The organism is Psychroflexus gondwanensis ACAM 44, from assembly GCF_000355905.1.
GTDB classification, from domain to species: Bacteria; Bacteroidota; Bacteroidia; order Flavobacteriales; family Flavobacteriaceae; genus Psychroflexus; species Psychroflexus gondwanensis.
The window spans coordinates 1-16521 of record NZ_APLF01000012.1; the positions used below are offsets into that span (position 1 = coordinate 1).

15 protein-coding genes are annotated in these 16521 nt (G+C 36.0%); 4 read left to right on the forward strand and 11 right to left on the reverse strand.

From position 1 onward, the window contains the following. Nucleotides 1-261: 261 nt before the first annotated feature. The 3 genes from msrA to PGOND44_RS11425 form a co-directional block, all read right to left on the reverse strand. Nucleotides 262-912 (reverse strand): peptide-methionine (S)-S-oxide reductase MsrA, encoded by a 651-nt coding sequence (gene msrA / locus PGOND44_RS11415; protein WP_003442132.1) that lies wholly within the window; start codon nucleotides 910-912, stop codon nucleotides 262-264. Nucleotides 913-1030: 118 nt separating this feature from the next. Next, nucleotides 1031-1813, reverse strand: coding sequence for a zinc ribbon domain-containing protein (locus PGOND44_RS11420; RefSeq protein WP_003442142.1), 783 nt, complete (start codon nucleotides 1811-1813; stop codon nucleotides 1031-1033). A 2-nt stretch (nucleotides 1814-1815) separates the two neighbouring features. After that, entirely contained in the window at nucleotides 1816-2910 is a 1095-nt protein-coding gene (locus PGOND44_RS11425) for a Nif3-like dinuclear metal center hexameric protein (protein WP_003442146.1), read from the reverse strand. A gap of 47 nt (nucleotides 2911-2957) precedes the next feature. On the opposite strand from PGOND44_RS11425, the gene lpxK reads away from it, so the two are divergent. Both lpxK and PGOND44_RS11435 read left to right on the forward strand, forming a co-directional pair. After that, on the forward strand, nucleotides 2958-3968 hold the full coding sequence (lpxK, locus tag PGOND44_RS11430; RefSeq protein ID WP_003442148.1) for a tetraacyldisaccharide 4'-kinase: 1011 nt from the start codon (nucleotides 2958-2960) through the stop codon (nucleotides 3966-3968). 88 nt (nucleotides 3969-4056) lie between these two features. Next, nucleotides 4057-4323: a type B 50S ribosomal protein L31 gene (locus PGOND44_RS11435; RefSeq protein ID WP_003442150.1), complete on the forward strand. Its 267-nt coding sequence runs from the start codon at nucleotides 4057-4059 to the stop codon at nucleotides 4321-4323. Between the two features lie 143 nt (nucleotides 4324-4466). On the opposite strand, the gene PGOND44_RS11440 is transcribed toward PGOND44_RS11435, so the two are convergent. The 6 genes from PGOND44_RS11440 to PGOND44_RS11465 all read right to left on the reverse strand — a co-directional run bounded on the left by PGOND44_RS11440 (nucleotide 4467) and on the right by PGOND44_RS11465 (nucleotide 11439). Then, on the reverse strand, nucleotides 4467-6695 hold the full coding sequence (locus PGOND44_RS11440) for an NADP-dependent isocitrate dehydrogenase (protein ID WP_003442152.1): 2229 nt from the start codon (nucleotides 6693-6695) through the stop codon (nucleotides 4467-4469). A gap of 151 nt (nucleotides 6696-6846) precedes the next feature. Then, complete coding sequence (rplS, locus tag PGOND44_RS11445) at nucleotides 6847-7197, reverse strand: 50S ribosomal protein L19 (protein WP_003442155.1); 351 nt, start codon at nucleotides 7195-7197, stop codon at nucleotides 6847-6849. A 105-nt stretch (nucleotides 7198-7302) separates the two neighbouring features. Then, on the reverse strand, nucleotides 7303-7983 hold the full coding sequence (trmD, locus tag PGOND44_RS11450) for a tRNA (guanosine(37)-N1)-methyltransferase TrmD (protein WP_003442158.1): 681 nt from the start codon (nucleotides 7981-7983) through the stop codon (nucleotides 7303-7305). Between the two features lie 3 nt (nucleotides 7984-7986). Next, nucleotides 7987-9285 carry an MFS transporter gene (locus PGOND44_RS11455; protein ID WP_003442162.1) on the reverse strand — a complete coding sequence of 433 codons (1299 nt, stop codon included), beginning with the start codon at nucleotides 9283-9285 and terminating at the stop codon, nucleotides 7987-7989. Then, nucleotides 9285-9896: a hypothetical protein gene (locus PGOND44_RS11460; protein WP_003442164.1), complete on the reverse strand. Its 612-nt coding sequence runs from the start codon at nucleotides 9894-9896 to the stop codon at nucleotides 9285-9287. Before PGOND44_RS11460 ends, PGOND44_RS11455 begins: the two co-directional genes overlap by 1 nt. A 94-nt stretch (nucleotides 9897-9990) precedes the next feature. Continuing rightward, entirely contained in the window at nucleotides 9991-11439 is a 1449-nt protein-coding gene (locus PGOND44_RS11465) for a glyceraldehyde-3-phosphate dehydrogenase (protein ID WP_003442166.1), read from the reverse strand. 224 nt (nucleotides 11440-11663) lie between these two features. Between PGOND44_RS11465 and PGOND44_RS11470 the strand changes: the two genes are divergently transcribed. After that, a complete protein-coding gene (locus PGOND44_RS11470; protein ID WP_003442170.1) occupies nucleotides 11664-12302 on the forward strand; it encodes a MarC family protein in 639 nt (212 codons plus the stop codon). Between the two features lies 1 nt (nucleotide 12303). Here the strand turns inward: PGOND44_RS11470 and PGOND44_RS11475 are convergent, their stop codons facing one another. Then, entirely contained in the window at nucleotides 12304-13005 is a 702-nt protein-coding gene (locus PGOND44_RS11475; protein ID WP_003442173.1) for a DUF429 domain-containing protein, read from the reverse strand. A gap of 358 nt (nucleotides 13006-13363) precedes the next feature. Further along, complete coding sequence (gene lpdA / locus PGOND44_RS11480; RefSeq protein ID WP_003442176.1) at nucleotides 13364-14770, reverse strand: dihydrolipoyl dehydrogenase; 1407 nt, start codon at nucleotides 14768-14770, stop codon at nucleotides 13364-13366. 276 nt (nucleotides 14771-15046) lie between these two features. Between lpdA and nhaC the strand changes: the two genes are divergently transcribed. Continuing rightward, on the forward strand, nucleotides 15047-16519 hold the full coding sequence (nhaC, locus tag PGOND44_RS11485; protein WP_003442180.1) for a Na+/H+ antiporter NhaC: 1473 nt from the start codon (nucleotides 15047-15049) through the stop codon (nucleotides 16517-16519). The last annotated feature ends 2 nt before the right edge of the window (nucleotides 16520-16521 follow it).

The window sequence follows — 16521 nt, forward strand, 5'->3', positions numbered from 1 at the left end:
GCTAATAGTGCGGCATTTTTTGTGAATTAAAATTTGGAATTAGCGTTCGGATTTAGGTTTTAGCTTCTCTGTCGGAATGACAAAACGCTGCTGTCATTCTGAAAGAGCCTTTTCGGCGACTGAAGAATCTTTTTCTGTCGAAAACACAAAGATTCCTCGTCGAAGCAAAACAGCTTCTCTGTCGGAATGACAAAGAGATTTCTCATCGAAGCAAAAGGGCTTCTCTGTTGGAATGACAAAACGCTGCTGTCATTTGCTTTTTTAGCGTTCGGATTTTGGTTTTAGCAACTCCGGAAATCTAACTTTAAACCTAGTGTACCTTGGTACCGATACATTTCGTATGTAAGGATTATTAGGATTTTTTACTTTATAATCTTGATGGTATTCTTCTCCCATCCAAAATTTATCGAAAGCCATAACCTCAGCAGCTAGGGGTTTATTGTATTCCTTGGAAAGTGCTTCCATTTTAGTATCAATAATCGCTTTTTGATCCTCGTTTTGATAGAAAATAATAGAACGGTATTGCGATCCAATGTCAGGGCCCTGTCCGTTTTGTTGTGTGACATTTTGAGATCCAAAATACACATCTATAAGAGTTTTAAAGGATACCACTTTTGGATCGTAAATAACTTCTACAGCCTCAGCATGACCAGTTCTACCTGTATTGCTAGACTCGTAGGTAGGGTTTTTGGTATGCCCACCAGAATACCCAGAAAACACCTCTTTTACACCGCTTACGCTCTCGTAAATGGTTTCTACACACCAAAAACAACCGCTGGCAAAGTAAGCTCTCTCATACGTGTCATTAGAAAAACTTTCTGAAGTTAGTTTACTGGTTGTTTGGGAATTCTGAGCTTTTCCACAGCTCACAAATAGAATGGAAAGTAGTATTAAACTATAAAATGATTTCATTCTTTTTTACTTCAAAAATAGGATTTATAACTAGGATTGTTTTTAAGGTCAAGTTAAATTTTGACATAAAAAAAAGCCCAAGATATACTTGAGCTTTTGATATAAGTTAGGTTAGGATTTACGACAATTTTGTAAACATCTTTTCCATTTTCTCTTCTTCTTCTCTAGCCAATTCTTGATCTACAAGGATTCTTCCACTGTGTTCATCGATGATAACTTTACGTCTAGCAGCAATTTCAACTTGAACTTGTGGCGGAATGGTAAAGAAAGAACCACCAGAAGCTCCTCTTTGTATGGTCACGACGGCCATACCGTTTTTCACATTTTTGCGAATTCTAGTATAAGCTTTCACTAAACGCTCTTCGATATCTTTTTTAAACTTATCAGACTTTATTGCAAGAGCATCTTCTTCTTTTTCAGTTTCTTTCAAGATATTGTCTAACTCAGATTTTTTGTGATCTAAGTGATTTTGTCTTTCTGCTAATTTTTCTTTAGCGTCTTTAATCACGACAGTTTTATGTTCTATTTGAGCATAGAATTCTTTAATGTGTTTTTGAGCTAATTCAATTTCTAATTCTTGAAATTCAACTTCTTTAGTCAACGCATCAAATTCTCTGTTGTTTCTAACGTTGTCCTGTTGTCCTTTGTATTTTTTGATCATAGCTTCCGCTTCCACTATGAACAATTTCTTCTCTTTAATTTTTTCTTCTGTAATCTCAAGATCAGACTCTAGCTTATCAATCCTTTTGGTAAGTCCAGCAACTTCATCTTCCAAATCTTCAACTTCAAGAGGTAATTCTCCTCGCATATTTCTAATCTCGTCAATACGTGAGTCTATTAACTGTAAATCATATAAAGCTCTCAATTTCTGCTCTACTGTAACCTCTTTTTTCTTAGCCATAATCAAAAATATTGAATCGGGTTGGTATTATTATTTGATAAAACGAGTGCAAAATTAGCAAATTTTTTCGTAAGATAAGCATGTATTAAATCTTTTGTATACTGCTCGCTTTCATAATGACCAATATCTGCTAAAATGATGCTATTTTCAGCTCTGTAGAAGTCATGATATTTTAAATCTGCTGTGATATAAAGGTCTGCTTTCGCCGCTTTAGCTCGATCAATAGCAAAAGCTCCGCTGCCGCCTAAAACCGCAACGCGCTTTATGTCTTTAGAAATAAACTGGGAATGACGTATAGTTTTGGTCTTGAATACAGACTTCACATGCCTAAGAGCTTCTTCAGCAGTTTTAGCTATTTCAAATTCGCCTACCATACCTATTCCTCTCTGTTGGTCTAGGTTTTCTAAAGTTTCAATTTCATAGGCGACTTCTTCATAAGGGTGACTCTTGAAAAGTGCTTTTATGAGAGAAGATTCAAGATGAGAAGAAAACGTCATATTAATTTGAACTTCTTCTTCAAACTGAGTAACTCCAGGGGTTCCAATGCTAGGGTTGGAATCTTCATTTCCATTAAAAGTCCCAGTTCCGTTAATATTAAAACTGCAGTAGTTGTAATTTCCAATATTACCACCGCCAGCTTCAAATAGAGCATGTCTTACGACCTCTGCATTTGCCTTTGGGACATAGGTGGTGAGCTTTTTAATGGTTTTGGATTTTGGAATTAAGATCGAAGTGTTTAACAATCCAAGTTTTTCACACATCATACCATTTACCCCGTTATAAACATTGTCTAAAGCGGTATGCATGGCATATATAGCGATATCGTGTTTTATAGCTTTGTGCACCACACGCTCTACATAGTTTTTCCGGTTCAGCTTCTTTAAGCCCGAAAAAATAATAGGATGAAAACTAATAATCAAGTTGCACTTTTTTTCAATAGCTTCGTCAACTATAGTTTCAAGCGTGTCTAGAGTAACTAAAACACCAGTCACCTCTGTAGTGAATTCTCCTATAAGAAGGCCTGTATTATCAAAATCTTCAGCATAGTAAGAAGGGGCCAGTTCTTCTATAGCATCAGTAAAATTTTTTACAATCATGTGAAATTAATTTAATGTCTAAATTTAAAAATTATAATTTCGCAATCATGAAATACTTTAGATATTTCCTTTTTCCATTATCTGTCCTTTACGGCTGCATTTTATCTATTCGCAATTTTTTATATAATCATAAATTCTTAAAGTCGAAATCTTATTCGGTTCCAGTGATCTGCGTGGGAAACTTAAATACAGGAGGCACAGGAAAAACTCCAATGATAGAGCTCTTGGTGAGGACGTTAGGCGAAGAGTATAACTTAGCAACCTTAAGTCGAGGGTATAAGAGGGCTACTAAAGGATTTATAGAGGTTAACACCAATCATTCCTCATCGGACGTTGGTGATGAACCCTTACAATTCAAAAATAACTTCCCAGACTTAAAAGTAGCCGTTGATGCTAATCGACAGAGGGGAATTTCCAATTTGCTAAGGGCTTATCCAAAACTGGATATGATTCTTTTGGACGACGCCTTTCAACATCGAAAAGTAAAACCAGACTTTTCTATAGTACTCACGACTTATAAGGATCTTTATGTGAGAGATTTTGTGCTTCCCACAGGAAACTTAAGAGAGTTTAAAACGGGCGCAAAACGAGCGGACATGATTATAGTCACTAAGTGTCCAAAGGATTTAAGCAGAACAAAGCAAAAAAATATTGCTCTGCAATTGAGGCCCAAGCCTTATCAAAAGTTGTTATTCTCTACGATTCTCTATTCTGAATTTGTTACAAATACACTTCAAAAAATAGATATCAATAGTTTTAATAATTTCACCCTTGTTACTGGTATTGCTAACCCAAGCCCTTTAGTCCATCATTTAAAAGCTTTGGATAAGAAGTTTAGCCATGAAAAATTCCCAGACCATCATGAATTCTCTGCTGCTGAAATACAAAGACTTCAAAAGTTACCTTTACTATTGACAACCCAAAAAGACTATATGAGGTTAAAAACTGAATTCTCTACTGAGAAATTATTCTATCTTCCAATTGAATCTCGTATCTTAAATGATCCAGATTCACTGAAATTAAATATAGAAAAGCAAGTCTTTGACCATTTGGAATAGATAGTTACAAACATTTCTAATATTTGCTTGTATAATAGATTCTTTTATTTAAATTTGCAACCTGAAATAATTTAGTAAAGACGATACGATGAAAAAAGGAATACATCCAGAAAATTATAGATTAGTAGCGTTTAAGGATATGTCTAACGATGACGTGTTTTTAACCAAATCTACAGCCCAAACCAAAGAAACTCTTGAAGTTGACGGAGCAGAATATCCTCTTATAAAACTTGAGATTTCAAGATCATCTCATCCATTCTACACTGGTAAGACTAAACTTGTTGATAGTGCTGGACGTATTGATAAGTTCAAAAGCAAATACAAGAAATTCAAAAAAGAAGATAAAAAGGCTTAATTCCTTTTTAGACTATAACAAAAACCTTCAATGCAAATTGAAGGTTTTTTTGGTTTTAAATTCTAATGACAATAAACTAAAAAAAAAGCCTCAAGGATTTATTTCTTGAGGCTTTTTTTAATGAATTCAAAGTTCCAATTCAGTTATTTAATATCAATAATCGAATTTAATGTTGAACTTGGTCGCATTTGTTTGGCGACTAAATCTTCATCTGGAAAGTAATAGCCGTTAATGTCGTTCTTATGGCCTTGAGCTTTAAGTAACTCATCGTTGATTTTAGATTCATTTTCTTCCAAAAAGTTTGCTACTTTTTCAAACTCAGATTTTAAATCTGCATCTTCACTTTGTTCAGCAAGTGCATTTGCCCAGTATAAAGCTAAATAGAAATGTGTTCCTCTATTGTCAATTTCATTGACTTTTCTAGATGGAGATTTATCATTTTTCAAATATTGACTATTTGCTTTATTCAATGTTTTGGCGATAACTTTTGCCTTTTCATTGTTGGTTTTTTCTGCAATATCTTCAATTGAGACCGCAAGAGCTAAAAATTCTCCCAGAGAGTCCCATCTTAAATGGCCTTCTTTTAAAAACTGTTGAACGTGTTTGGGAGCAGATCCACCAGCGCCAGTTTCGTACAAACCGCCACCAGCAAGTAATGGAACAATAGATAGCATCTTTGCACTTGTGCCCAATTCTAGAATAGGAAAGAGGTCTGTTAGGTAATCTCTAAGGACGTTACCCGTTACAGAGATAGTGTCTTTACCTTCTTTTACTCTTTCTAGGGTGTATTGCATTGCTTCTTTTGGACTCATGATTTGTACGTCCAAACCAGTTAAATCAAGGTCTTTTAAATACAAATTCACCTTAGTGATAAGATTTGCATCGTGAGCTCTATTTTCATCTAACCAAAAAATAGCAGGATTCTCTGTTTTTTTCGCTCTTCTAACTGCCAAGCCTACCCAATCTTTAATAGGTAGATCTTTGGTTTGACACATTCTCCAAATATCACCTTCTTTTACATCGTGAGTCGTTAAAGCCTTATTGTTATGGTCTAAAACTTCTACACGACCCTCTTTAGGGATAATAAACGTTTTGTCATGAGAACCATACTCTTCAGCCTTTTTGGCCATTAATCCTACATTAGAAACATTCCCCATAGTAGTCACGTCAAAAGCTCCGTGTTTCTGACAAAAATCAATCACTTGTTGATATATTCCAGCATAGCTTCTATCTGGTATAACAGCTTTCATGTCTTGAGTCTTATCATGTTTATTCCACATCTTACCTCCAGCTTTTATAGCTGCGGGCATTGAAGCATCAATAATAACATTACTTGGGACATGCAAGTTGGTGATGCCTTTAGAGGAATCTACCATCGCTAAATCCGCTTTATTAGTGTAAACTTCTTCAAGTTCTTTGATGATGGCTTTAGCCTTTTCTTCAGGAAGTTTAGAGATTTTATTGTAAACATCACCTAAACCATTGGTGGGATCTACACCAATCTGATCAAATTCTGTTTCGTATTTATCGAAAATCTCTTTAAAATAGACTGTAACAGCGTGACCAAAAATCACAGGATCCGAAACTTTCATCATGGTTGCTTTCAAGTGAATGGAAAACAAAACATCCTTTTCTTTGGCATCCTTTATTTCTTCAGCCAAAAATTCACGTAGAGCCTTCTTACTCATGACAGAGGCATCTATAACTTCTTTATCCTCAAGCTTTGTGCTGTCTTTCAAGACAGTTTGATTGCCGTTAGCATCTGTATGAACAATTTTCACGTCATCTTCTGAAGTAAGAACAACAGACTTTTCACTTCCATAAAAGTCTCCATCTTTCATTGTAGAAACATGGGTCTTGGACTCTTTACTCCATTCCTTTAATTTATGTGAATGATCTTGAGCATATTCTTTTACGGGACCAGCAACCCTTCTGTCTGAATTACCTTCTCTTAAAACCGGATTGACAGCACTTCCTAAGACTTTTTCAAATCTATTTTTTATATCTTCTTCTTTATCGTTTTGTGGATCTCCAGGATAGCTAGGTATTTTATATCCTTTATCTTGTAGTTCTTTAATAGCTTCAGTTAGTTGTGGAACAGAAGCACTTATGTTTGGAAGTTTTATGATATTAGCTTCAGGAGACTTGGCTAACTTTCCAAGATAAGCCAAGCTGTCATCAACTTTTTGCTCTTCAGTTAAGTAATCACTGAAAGTAGCCAAAATTCTTGCTGCCAAAGAGATATCTTTGGATAGTATATTTATACCGGCACTTTCTGTAAATCTCCTTACAATTGGTAAAAAAGAGTAGGTGGCCAGAGCTGGTGCTTCATCCGTTTTTGTGTAAATGATTTTTGTGCTATATTCTTCCATGAATTATAATTTATTTTAAAAATTGTTTAACCCTCAAAGATAAAGATTTGAAATCTAAAAACCTTGCGGAGTCGGTTATAAGGCTGTTAAAAACTAAAAAAACCTTCTATTGAATTCAATAGAAGGTTTTTTAAAAGATCGAAAAAATAAACTAGTTAGTTCTTTTCTCTTTAATTCTTGCTTTTTTACCAGTAAGGTTTCTGAAGTAATAAATTCTAGCGCGTCTAACACTACCTTTTTTATTAATTTCAATTTTTTGAATGGCAGGCATGTTAATTGGAAAAATCTTCTCAACTCCTACAGTTCCACTCATCTTACGAATAGTAAAGGTTTTTGAAGCTCCAGATCCTTTAATCTGAATCACGACTCCTTTATAAAACTGAGTACGTGTTTTTTGACCTTCCTTTATTTCGTAGTATACTGTAATAGTATCACCAGCAGAAAATTCTGGAAAATCTTTCTTTTCTACAAATTCGTCTTGTACAAATTTTACTAAATCCATTGTATTGGGTTTTAATATAACCTAAACCAACATTCACGCATTTCGTCAGAGGTTGAATTAGCGATTGCAAAAATACATAAAAATTCGTTTTATGCAAACCTAAATTTAATCTTCCTTCAATAAGTCCGGCCTGAGCTCTTTGGTTCTTTCTAGGGCTTTTTCATCTCTCCATTCGTCGACTTTTCTTTGGTGTCCGCTCAATAAGACTTTTGGAACTTCCAATCCTTTGTAGGTTGAAGGTCTTGTATAGATGGGTGGAGATAGCAAATTATCTTGAAAAGCATCGGTAAGGGCAGAGGTTTCGTTTCCAAGTACGCCAGGGATGAGTCTTATGATGCTATCACACAAGACTGCTGCTGCCAACTCTCCTCCAGAAAGGACATAGTCACCAATAGAAATTTCTCTTGTGATAAAAAGATCCCTTACGCGTTGGTCTACTCCTTTGTAATGCCCGCAAAGCATAATTAAGTTGCCTTTAAGGGAAAGCGTATTTGCCATAGCTTGGTTTAAAACTTCTCCATCTGGGGTGAGGTAAATGACTTCATCATAATCTCTTTCACTTTTCAATTTAGAAATACATTTGTCGATAGGCTCTACCATCATCACCATTCCTGCTCCGCCACCATATTGGTAATCATCAATCTGTTTATAACTGAGCGTGGTATAATCTCTGAGATTATGAATATGAATTTCAACTAGTTTTTTTTCAATGGCTCTCTTTAGGATAGAAGCCTCAAATGGGCTCTTTAGCAAATCCGGAACTACAGTAATGATATCTATTCGCATTTCTTAAACTTTTTTGAGTGTGAAGCTCAATGTTATACAGGCGACCAAGAGTAAGAGGAAAAACCAAAATTGGTAGGCCAGTCCAAAATGTTGTGCAATAAGGCCGAATGAAGCTGCTACTATGGTAAATAATCCAATTAATGTGTTTGCAACAGAGACATATGTGGGCCTTTCTTTTTCTGGGGCGTAATCTATGATGTACGTTTTTCTACTCAGCCTTGCTCCAGAATAAGCAACTCCGTTAATGAATAAGACTGGCATAAAATAGTAAAAATTGAGGGTTTCGCTATCAAAATAAACAAAAACCAGCGCATATAAAATACTTAAGATAGACAAACCCGCTGAAATTCTCATAAGTTGTAAACTAGATCTATCTGCCAATCTTCCCCAAATAGGACTACTTACTATTTGTGCTAGACTCCCAATAACAATGATATAACCTAAATAGTTCCAGTTTTCCTTACTTACATCTTTTGCAAGCAGAATAAAAAACGGGTCTAAGAGAGGTATGGCCATCAATAATGCTCTAGTAATGATGAAATTCCTGTACGATGAATCCTTCTTCAACAAGGAAGCTCCAATTTTTATTTCTTCCAAAGGCGTTCTTCCTCCCTCTGTAGAACCTGGTTGTTCTTTAATAGCCGAAAATATAAATGAGGCAAAAATCCAAAGTAGGGCAGCGATAGCAAATAGAGCTACGTACAGCCATTTACTATCCTCTCCTTTTAGGAAAAAGACCAAAGTACCTCCAGCGATAAGAGCTAGACAGCCCCCAAATGTAGATCTATAACTCAACATTTGTCCTCGTTCTCCTTTGGGGACAGTTTTTCCAGTTACGTCTTTGAAACTTACAGAGCCAACTCCTGAAGCTATACTAAATAGAAGTAACAAGAAGACAATAGCATAACTTATCAAGGTCTGGTTATCGAGGAAGGCAAGTAAAATTGCCGAAACAAGTAAACAGAAGCCTTGGGTAAATCCAGCAGCAACCCAATACGGTTTTCGTTTCCGTTTCTCTCTTATTTTTCCGCTAACAAGAAGCTGTGGCAGAAGAGAACCTATGTCTTTTATAGGAACCAACATACCGATAAGAAAAAGTGGTGCTCCAAGAAAGCTCAATATCCAAGGTAGAGTAAGCCCTGGACTTATTAATTTTTCTGCAAATTTAGTAAGGCTACCATTAAAAACATTTAATATAAAGTTTTTCGGAAGATGTGTGCATTGATCATCCGGGATGGATTCGCAAATTCTAGCATCAGTATCTTCAGTCAAAAATTCATAAAAACCTTCGGTCTTGGACATTATTTTTGATTACCCTTATTCAATTTTTGAACTTTATTTTTCTCGTCTTGAAGTTCTCTTCCCAGTTTCTGTTGCTTCTCTAAAGAGATCCGTTTATAATTTTCGAAGTCTGCATCTAGATTTTTTAAATTCTGCTTAGCTTCTTTGGTAAGAAGGTTGCTCCTGTTGTATTTGAAAATAAATAAGAATAACAAAACAACAAGAACGCCTATGATCGACCACGTTATCGTTTTATAACTCGATTTTGTTAAGGACATTCCTAAAAATACAATTTCATCTTTTTCGTTTTGAAGACTAGACAATTCTTTATTCAGGTCTGATACTTCTGTGTTCAAACTTTGAATTTGTTTGTCTTGAGATTGAATACTGTCTTTTAAATTAGAGATCTCAGTATTCAATAAATCAAAAGCAGTAAAAACTTTTTTTATCGCAGCATTGATTTCAACTTTTTCTACAACTTTATATTGCTGATAATTATTAGACTCGTCTACTACAGTTTCAAGACTTTCTATTGCTGAAGGCTGTTGGTCTTGTTCTTTATCCTCTGTGTTTTGAGAAAAAGATAGGCTGGTGCAAAAAAAAGCAATAGCTAAAAGGCGTAATGGTTTCATACTAATTTGATTTTGAGCAAAAGTATTTAAAATGCAGCTAATAAAAACGAAATCAAAAATAAAAATCCTTGAAATTCAAGGATTTTTTGGGAGACTAATAATATGTAAATCGCCTGACCTCTGAAATGTATTTTGCCAATCGTATTACTTGATGGCTATATCCAAATTCATTGTCATACCAAATATAAAGAACTACGGAGTTGGTGTTCTCATCTACAATGCTCGCATGACTATCGAAGATAGCGGGAGCAGAAACCCCGACAATGTCTGAAGAGACGAGTTCATTATCTATAGAATATTTGATTTGTTCCACTAGTTCACCATTAAGGGCGTATTCCTTAATTTTAGAATTTAGAGCTTCTTTGGTGACTTTGTCCTTTAAATTCAAATTTAATATGGCTAAAGATCCGTTGGGAACTGGAACTCTTATCGCATTAGATGTAAGCTTACCCTCCAATTGTGGAAGGGCTTTAGCCACTGCTTTTCCTGCTCCGGTCTCTGTGATTACCATATTAAGAGCTGCTGCTCGACCTCTTCTGTACTTGCTGTGCATGTTATCCACCAAGTTTTGATCATTGGTGTAAGCGTGAATAGTTTCTAGATGACCATGCTCCAAACCAAAACTATCTTCTATGGCTTTCAAGACTGGAGTAATGGCATTTGTCGTACAAGAGGCCGCAGAATAGATAGAATGTTTTTTGGGATCATACCCCTTATGGTTGACGCCATGAACGATATTAGGAATGCCTTTACATGGAGCGGTTAATAAAACTTTTGACACTCCTTTGGACGACAAATGTCTTTCTAAAGCTTCTTTATCTCGAAAAGCGCCAGTGTTGTCAATGACTAAAGCGTCCTGAATACCGTAAGCAGTGTAGTCTATATCTTCCGGTTGCTGAGCAGAAATTATTTTTACCGTAGTATCATTAATAATAAGGGAAGAATTTTCTAGATCTACTTGAACGGTTCCATTAAAATCGGCATGAATAGAGTCGTTTCTTAATAAGGAAGCTCTTTTCTCTAAAACGTCCTGAGTGATTTTTCCTCGGGTGACGATAGCTCTAAGCCTCAATTGGTTTCCTTTACCAGTTTTGGCCATCAGTTCCCGAGCGACTAGACGTCCTATTCTTCCGAAACCGTAAAGCACAACATCTTTGGGGGTAATCGCATTAAAACTTTGAGAGTCTTTCAGTTTATTGGAAAGAAAACTCATCACATCCTGATCTTTGTTTTCATTTTGAAGATATTCAAAAGTCAATTTTCCAATATCTAATTTGGATGGAGGTAGATGGAGGTTTTTTATCCCTTCTGCGATTTCTGTAGAATCGAAAATAGAGATAGGTTTATTGACAAATGCACCTGCGTATTCGTGGAGCTTTAAAATTTCTCCAACATTTTTATTGATAAGAGAATTTCTAAATAAAACGAGTTCGATGGATTTTTCATACCATAAGTCGTTAACAATACTAATAAACTTTACTGAAGCGCGTCTTCGGTCTGCTTGAAAAGAAAGTTCCTTTTCGTATACTTGTGATGGAGTCATTGGAAGAATTGATTTTTAAAATTTCGACAAAAGTATAGATTTCAATCGTTTTCGTAAACTGTTTTTTAAGAAAAAAAGCACGTTTTTTAAAGTCTTTATTCAAACTTTTCATTCTTCAAAATTTGAATAAAAAACTTATCTTAAAGTTTAAATTATTCGCATTGCAAATCAGAAAATTCAAAATACTTTTGCAGGATTTTTAAATTGAACTTAATCCGTTACTAATGACTGAATTGATAGGTTTTGGGATTCTCTCCTTTACTACCTTTTTTACCATCATAAACCCTTTGGGTGTGATGCCCATTTTTATGACAATGACTTCTGATTTGGATAAAGAAAGTCGAAAAGCTACAGCCAAAAAAGCAATCTTAGCCTCTTTTGTTACCGTTATTATATTTGCATTTACGGGTCAAATCCTTTTTAAATTTTTCGGCATATCGGTGAACAGTTTTAGAGTAGTAGGAGGAATTATCTTTTTCTTGATGGGTATGGATATGCTACAAGCTAGACTTGGTAAAGTGAAAGTTCAAGAGTCGGAGATTAAAACTTATGTCAACGATATTTCTATCACTCCCTTAGCCATCCCAATGATATGCGGTCCTGGAGCTATTACCAATGCCATTGTGATGATGGAAGATGCTAAAACGGTAGAAATGCAAGCCGTGTTAATTGGAGCTATTATTGTGGTTCTTGGTATCACGCTAGCTATCCTTTTGAGTGCTGGCAAAATCATAAAACTATTAGGGCAAACAGGAAATAATGTTCTGATGCGTTTAATGGGCCTTATCATTATGGTAATCGCTATAGAATTCTTTTTAAGCGGCTTCAAACCTATCTTTCAAGAAATTATTTCAGGACAGTAAGTTAATAAGCGATTTTTACTGAAATCCCATTAGCATCTGTATGGTTTTCATCTTCTATAAACCTTAGATTGTTTATTTCACTTTTTGAATTTGAGATGCAAAGAGACATCGCATCCATTATATCGTCTGGTTTTACTTTCGATTTTGGATACGAAGATATAATCGAATGGTAAAGGTCTTCCAGTTCAGGAGCTAAGCTTATGAGAACTTGAAAACGCTCTTGAAAGCCTTCTTTTGTCGACTTCTTGGAGTTGATCACCTTAGAGTCGTTTAAGTATTTGAAAACAATTTCAGGATGGCTTTCATATATCTCTAAAGCGTTTGATTTTTCCTGAAAAAACTGATCGATTTCTTTTATTTTTTTAGAAATATTATGGCTTTGGATAGAAATACTCTTTCCTAAAACCCTTTTGTTGATTTCTCGAGCGGCGTCATAATTTTTGGCATAGACAGCTTCTCGGCAAGCTGGTGTAAAAATGGTAGAGGCTCTTTTTTCTAATTGCTTTCGCATAGAGCTTTCCACTGTTCTGTAGAAACCTTCAGAAGATAAACCAATAGGAATGTCTATAAATACACGTCTTAGATCGGGGTGTAAGTCGACCAATTTTGAAAATTGTGTGACGGCCAAACTAGAAAATCCATTTTGGTCATGCAAAATCACAATCCAGCCCAATGGACAGGAATCTATACCAGCTATTTTCATTTTTTAAAAAGGCTTCAGATGATTAATACCAAATTAAATTTATAATGTCGTATAAATTAATTGAATTATTTTTTGATTGATTGAAATAAAAAATAATTAGCATAGCCTTAGTTACGGTAATTATTTTTGATAAAAATCAGGCGAAAAAGAAACGATTTATTGCGACATTATGGGTTTAATTTGGTACAGTATGTTGAGCAAAGTTACAGCTATTGAAATTAACGTATACTCAGGACGGAGCTTTAAATCAAGGATAACTTGGAGCTTCCTGTCTACAGACTTTAGGTTGACGCTAACAAAATCAGCAAAAAAAAACCGATATATTTCTATACCGGTTAGTTTAATCCTTATTGAAGTTTTAAATGTGTAAAGCTCTATCTCCTGTTGCGGCAAGGGCTGCTTCTTTTACAGCTTCCGCATAGGTTGGGTGAGCGTGACTCATCCTCGCGATATCCTCTGCACTAGCTCTAAATTCCATGGCGGTCACCGCTTCTGCGATAAGGTCGGCTACTCTGGCGCCAACCATATGTACTCCCAGAACTTCGTCTGTTTCTTTATCTGAAAAAATCTTTACAAATCCGTCTACATCCCCACTAGCTCTAGATCTCCCTAGGGCACGCATTGGGAATTTACCAGTATTATACTTGATGTTATCTTCCTTGAGTTGCTCTTCGTTTTTACCTACAGAAGCTACTTCTGGCCAAGTGTAAACCACATTCGGGATAAGATTATAGTCGATATGTGGCTTTTGTCCCGAAATGACTTCAGCGACGAATGTGCCTTCTTCTTCAGCTTTATGAGCAAGCATTAGGCCTTCAATGACATCTCCAATGGCATAAATATTATCTGCCGTCGTTTGTAATTTCTCATTCACCTTCACCTTGCCATTTTCTTTGATTTCAACACCAGCTTTTTCGGCATTTAGACCATCAGTAAAAGGTCGTCTTCCAACAGAGACTAGGCAGTAATCTCCTTTGAATTCTACTTCTTTACCATTTTTATCATCAGCTTTCACAGTGATTTCATCTCCGTTGCGTTCCACGGATTTCACTTTATGAGAAAGCATAAATTTTGCTTTTTGTTTTTTCATGGCTTTCATCAACTCCTTGCTTTGGTCTTTGTCCATGCCAGGTATGATGCGATCCATATATTCCAAGACTGTAACTTCTGCCCCTAATCTTCTATAGACTTGTCCTAGCTCAAGACCAATCACTCCGCCACCAATCATAATGAGGTGTTTTGGAATTTCTTTTAAAGAAAGCGCTTCGGTAGAGGTGATAATTCTTTCTTTGTCAATATCGATAAATGGTAAGCTAGAAGGCTTACTTCCTGTAGCGATAATGGTGTTTTTAGCTTCAATTTCAGTCTCCTTGCCATCAGCATCAGTAATGATAATGTGTGTTTTGTCTTTAAAAGATCCAACACCTTGGTAAGACTCTATGTTATTTTTATCCATCAGAAAATCAATTCCTTTGGTGGTTTGATCGACAACACCAGACTTCCGCTTCATCATATTTTTCAGATTGACCTTGACCTCTCCGGAAATATCTATGCCGTGTTCTTCAAAGTTTTTTATGGCGTCTTCGTAGTGGTGCGAAGAATCCAACAAAGCTTTAGAGGGGATACAGCCTACATTAAGGCAGGTTCCACCTTTGGTTGCGTATTTTTCAATGATAACGGTTTTCATGCCTAGTTGTGCACAGCGAATGGCTGCTACATAGCCGCCAGGTCCAGAGCCGATTACGGCTACATCGTATGTATTCATATTACGAATTTTAGTTTCAAAATAAAGTATTACAAATTTACACCTTCTTCACTAAAGGACAATTTCTAGGCTAGAAAACCTTGTTAAATTCTTGATAGTGACTTTGTTTTGATAGCTTCACGCAAATTAGAAGACCTATTAAGAAAATGAGAATGGAAAAAATAAATAACTTCTTGAAAGCAAGGCTATTGATTATCTGATGTGGATAAAACTATAGGTTTGTATTGTGAAATAAGTCACAAAATTGTAACATTACGTCGATTTTAAATATTTAACATGAGTGAAGCCTCAAACGATACTGAAGAAATTCAGTCCAATTCCAAGATAAGATTAAGTATTTGGCAAGCCCTTATTCCAATTATAGCATTAATAGGTATGCTAGCCTATAATGTATTTATATATGGAGATGATTCCTTAGGAGGTTCTAATCAGTTTATTTTATTGATGGGTGGAGCTGTTGCAGCTATTGTTGGAGTTGTTAAAGGAGTTAAGTTTGAAGTGATGATTGAGGATGTGGCTAAGAATATTAAGGCAACTGCCGAGCCTATTCTTATTTTATTGATGGTTGGAGCACTCGCCGGAACTTGGCTGCTGAGTGGTATTATTCCAACAATGATATACTATGGATTACAAATTTTGAACCCTACTATATTTTTGGCAGCTACCGTAGTCATTTGCTCCGTGATCTCGATTGCAACAGGGAGTAGTTGGACGACTTCGGCGACCGTTGGTATCGCCTTAATTGGTATAGCAGAAGCGCTTGGAGTTTCTGTAGCGATGACGGCTGGGGCTGTCCTTTCTGGTGGATATTTTGGCGATAAGCTATCTCCTATGAGTGACACGACAAATTTGGCTCCTGCCATGGCGGGTACAGATTTGTTTACTCACATTAGGTATATGACTATAACTACAGTTCCTACAATAATAGTTACCCTTATTGCTTTCATTATTATAGGTCTTAACTTAGACACCTCTGGACAAACCAATCCTGAAGAAATTCTGGGTTCTATTGACGCCTCTTTTAACATTACTCCTTGGTTATTTCTAGTTCCCGTAGTTGTGATTGCGTTAATTATAAAAAAGACACCTCCACTTATTGCATTGCTTTTGGGAACACTTATGGCTGCTGGAGCTGCACTTATTTTTCAGCCAGATCTCGTTCAAATGATTGGAGGAGGGGAGACCTTGAACTTTGAAACCGCTTATAGAGGAATTATAGACGCAATTACTGTGGATATTACTATCCCTACAGAGAACAAATCTTTACAAGACTTATTCTCTGCTGGGGGAATGGCTGGTATGCTAGGGACTATTTGGTTGATTATCTGCGCCATGGTCTTTGGTGGAATTATGGATGCGATTGGAGCTTTGGAAAGAATAAGTGAAGCCCTCTTGAATTTATTTACATCTACTTTTGGGTTATTTTTTAGTACAGTCTCTAGTTGTTTAGTTTTAAATTTGACCGCCTCAGATCAGTACTTGGCGATTGTTGTCCCTGGGAAAATGTTTGCCAAAGCCTATGAGAAAAAAGGGTTAGCCCCCGAAAACTTAAGCCGAACTTTAGAAGATTCTGGAACGGTGACATCTGTGCTAATTCCTTGGAATACCTGTGGAGCGTATCACAGTGGCGTACTTGGAGTGCCTGTAGCAGATTATTTCTTTTATGCGATTTTCAACTATTTGAGCCCATTTGTTACTCTAATTTTTGCAGCTTTCAACATTAAGATTAAACAATTGACGAAAAAGTAAAT

Excerpts from the sequence above, each read along its gene's own strand:
- PGOND44_RS11440 (WP_003442152.1), bottom strand. The coding sequence starts at position 6,695 with ATGGAAGAATATAGCACAAAAATCATTTACACAAAAACGGATGAAGCA.
- nhaC (WP_003442180.1), top strand. The coding sequence starts at position 15,047 with ATGAGTGAAGCCTCAAACGATACTGAAGAAATTCAGTCCAATTCCAAG.
- PGOND44_RS11475 (WP_003442173.1), bottom strand. The coding sequence starts at position 13,005 with ATGAAAATAGCTGGTATAGATTCCTGTCCATTGGGCTGGATTGTGATT.
- lpdA (WP_003442176.1), bottom strand. The coding sequence starts at position 14,770 with ATGAATACATACGATGTAGCCGTAATCGGCTCTGGACCTGGCGGCTAT.
- PGOND44_RS11470 (WP_003442170.1), top strand. The coding sequence starts at position 11,664 with ATGACTGAATTGATAGGTTTTGGGATTCTCTCCTTTACTACCTTTTTT.
- PGOND44_RS11455 (WP_003442162.1), bottom strand. The coding sequence starts at position 9,285 with ATGTCCAAGACCGAAGGTTTTTATGAATTTTTGACTGAAGATACTGAT.
- PGOND44_RS11435 (WP_003442150.1), top strand. The coding sequence starts at position 4,057 with ATGAAAAAAGGAATACATCCAGAAAATTATAGATTAGTAGCGTTTAAG.
- rplS (WP_003442155.1), bottom strand. The coding sequence starts at position 7,197 with ATGGATTTAGTAAAATTTGTACAAGACGAATTTGTAGAAAAGAAAGAT.
- PGOND44_RS11465 (WP_003442166.1), bottom strand. The coding sequence starts at position 11,439 with ATGACTCCATCACAAGTATACGAAAAGGAACTTTCTTTTCAAGCAGAC.
- trmD (WP_003442158.1), bottom strand. The coding sequence starts at position 7,983 with ATGCGAATAGATATCATTACTGTAGTTCCGGATTTGCTAAAGAGCCCA.
- msrA (WP_003442132.1), bottom strand. The coding sequence starts at position 912 with ATGAAATCATTTTATAGTTTAATACTACTTTCCATTCTATTTGTGAGC.
- PGOND44_RS11420 (WP_003442142.1), bottom strand. The coding sequence starts at position 1,813 with ATGGCTAAGAAAAAAGAGGTTACAGTAGAGCAGAAATTGAGAGCTTTA.
- PGOND44_RS11425 (WP_003442146.1), bottom strand. The coding sequence starts at position 2,910 with ATGATTGTAAAAAATTTTACTGATGCTATAGAAGAACTGGCCCCTTCT.
- lpxK (WP_003442148.1), top strand. The coding sequence starts at position 2,958 with ATGAAATACTTTAGATATTTCCTTTTTCCATTATCTGTCCTTTACGGC.
- PGOND44_RS11460 (WP_003442164.1), bottom strand. The coding sequence starts at position 9,896 with ATGAAACCATTACGCCTTTTAGCTATTGCTTTTTTTTGCACCAGCCTA.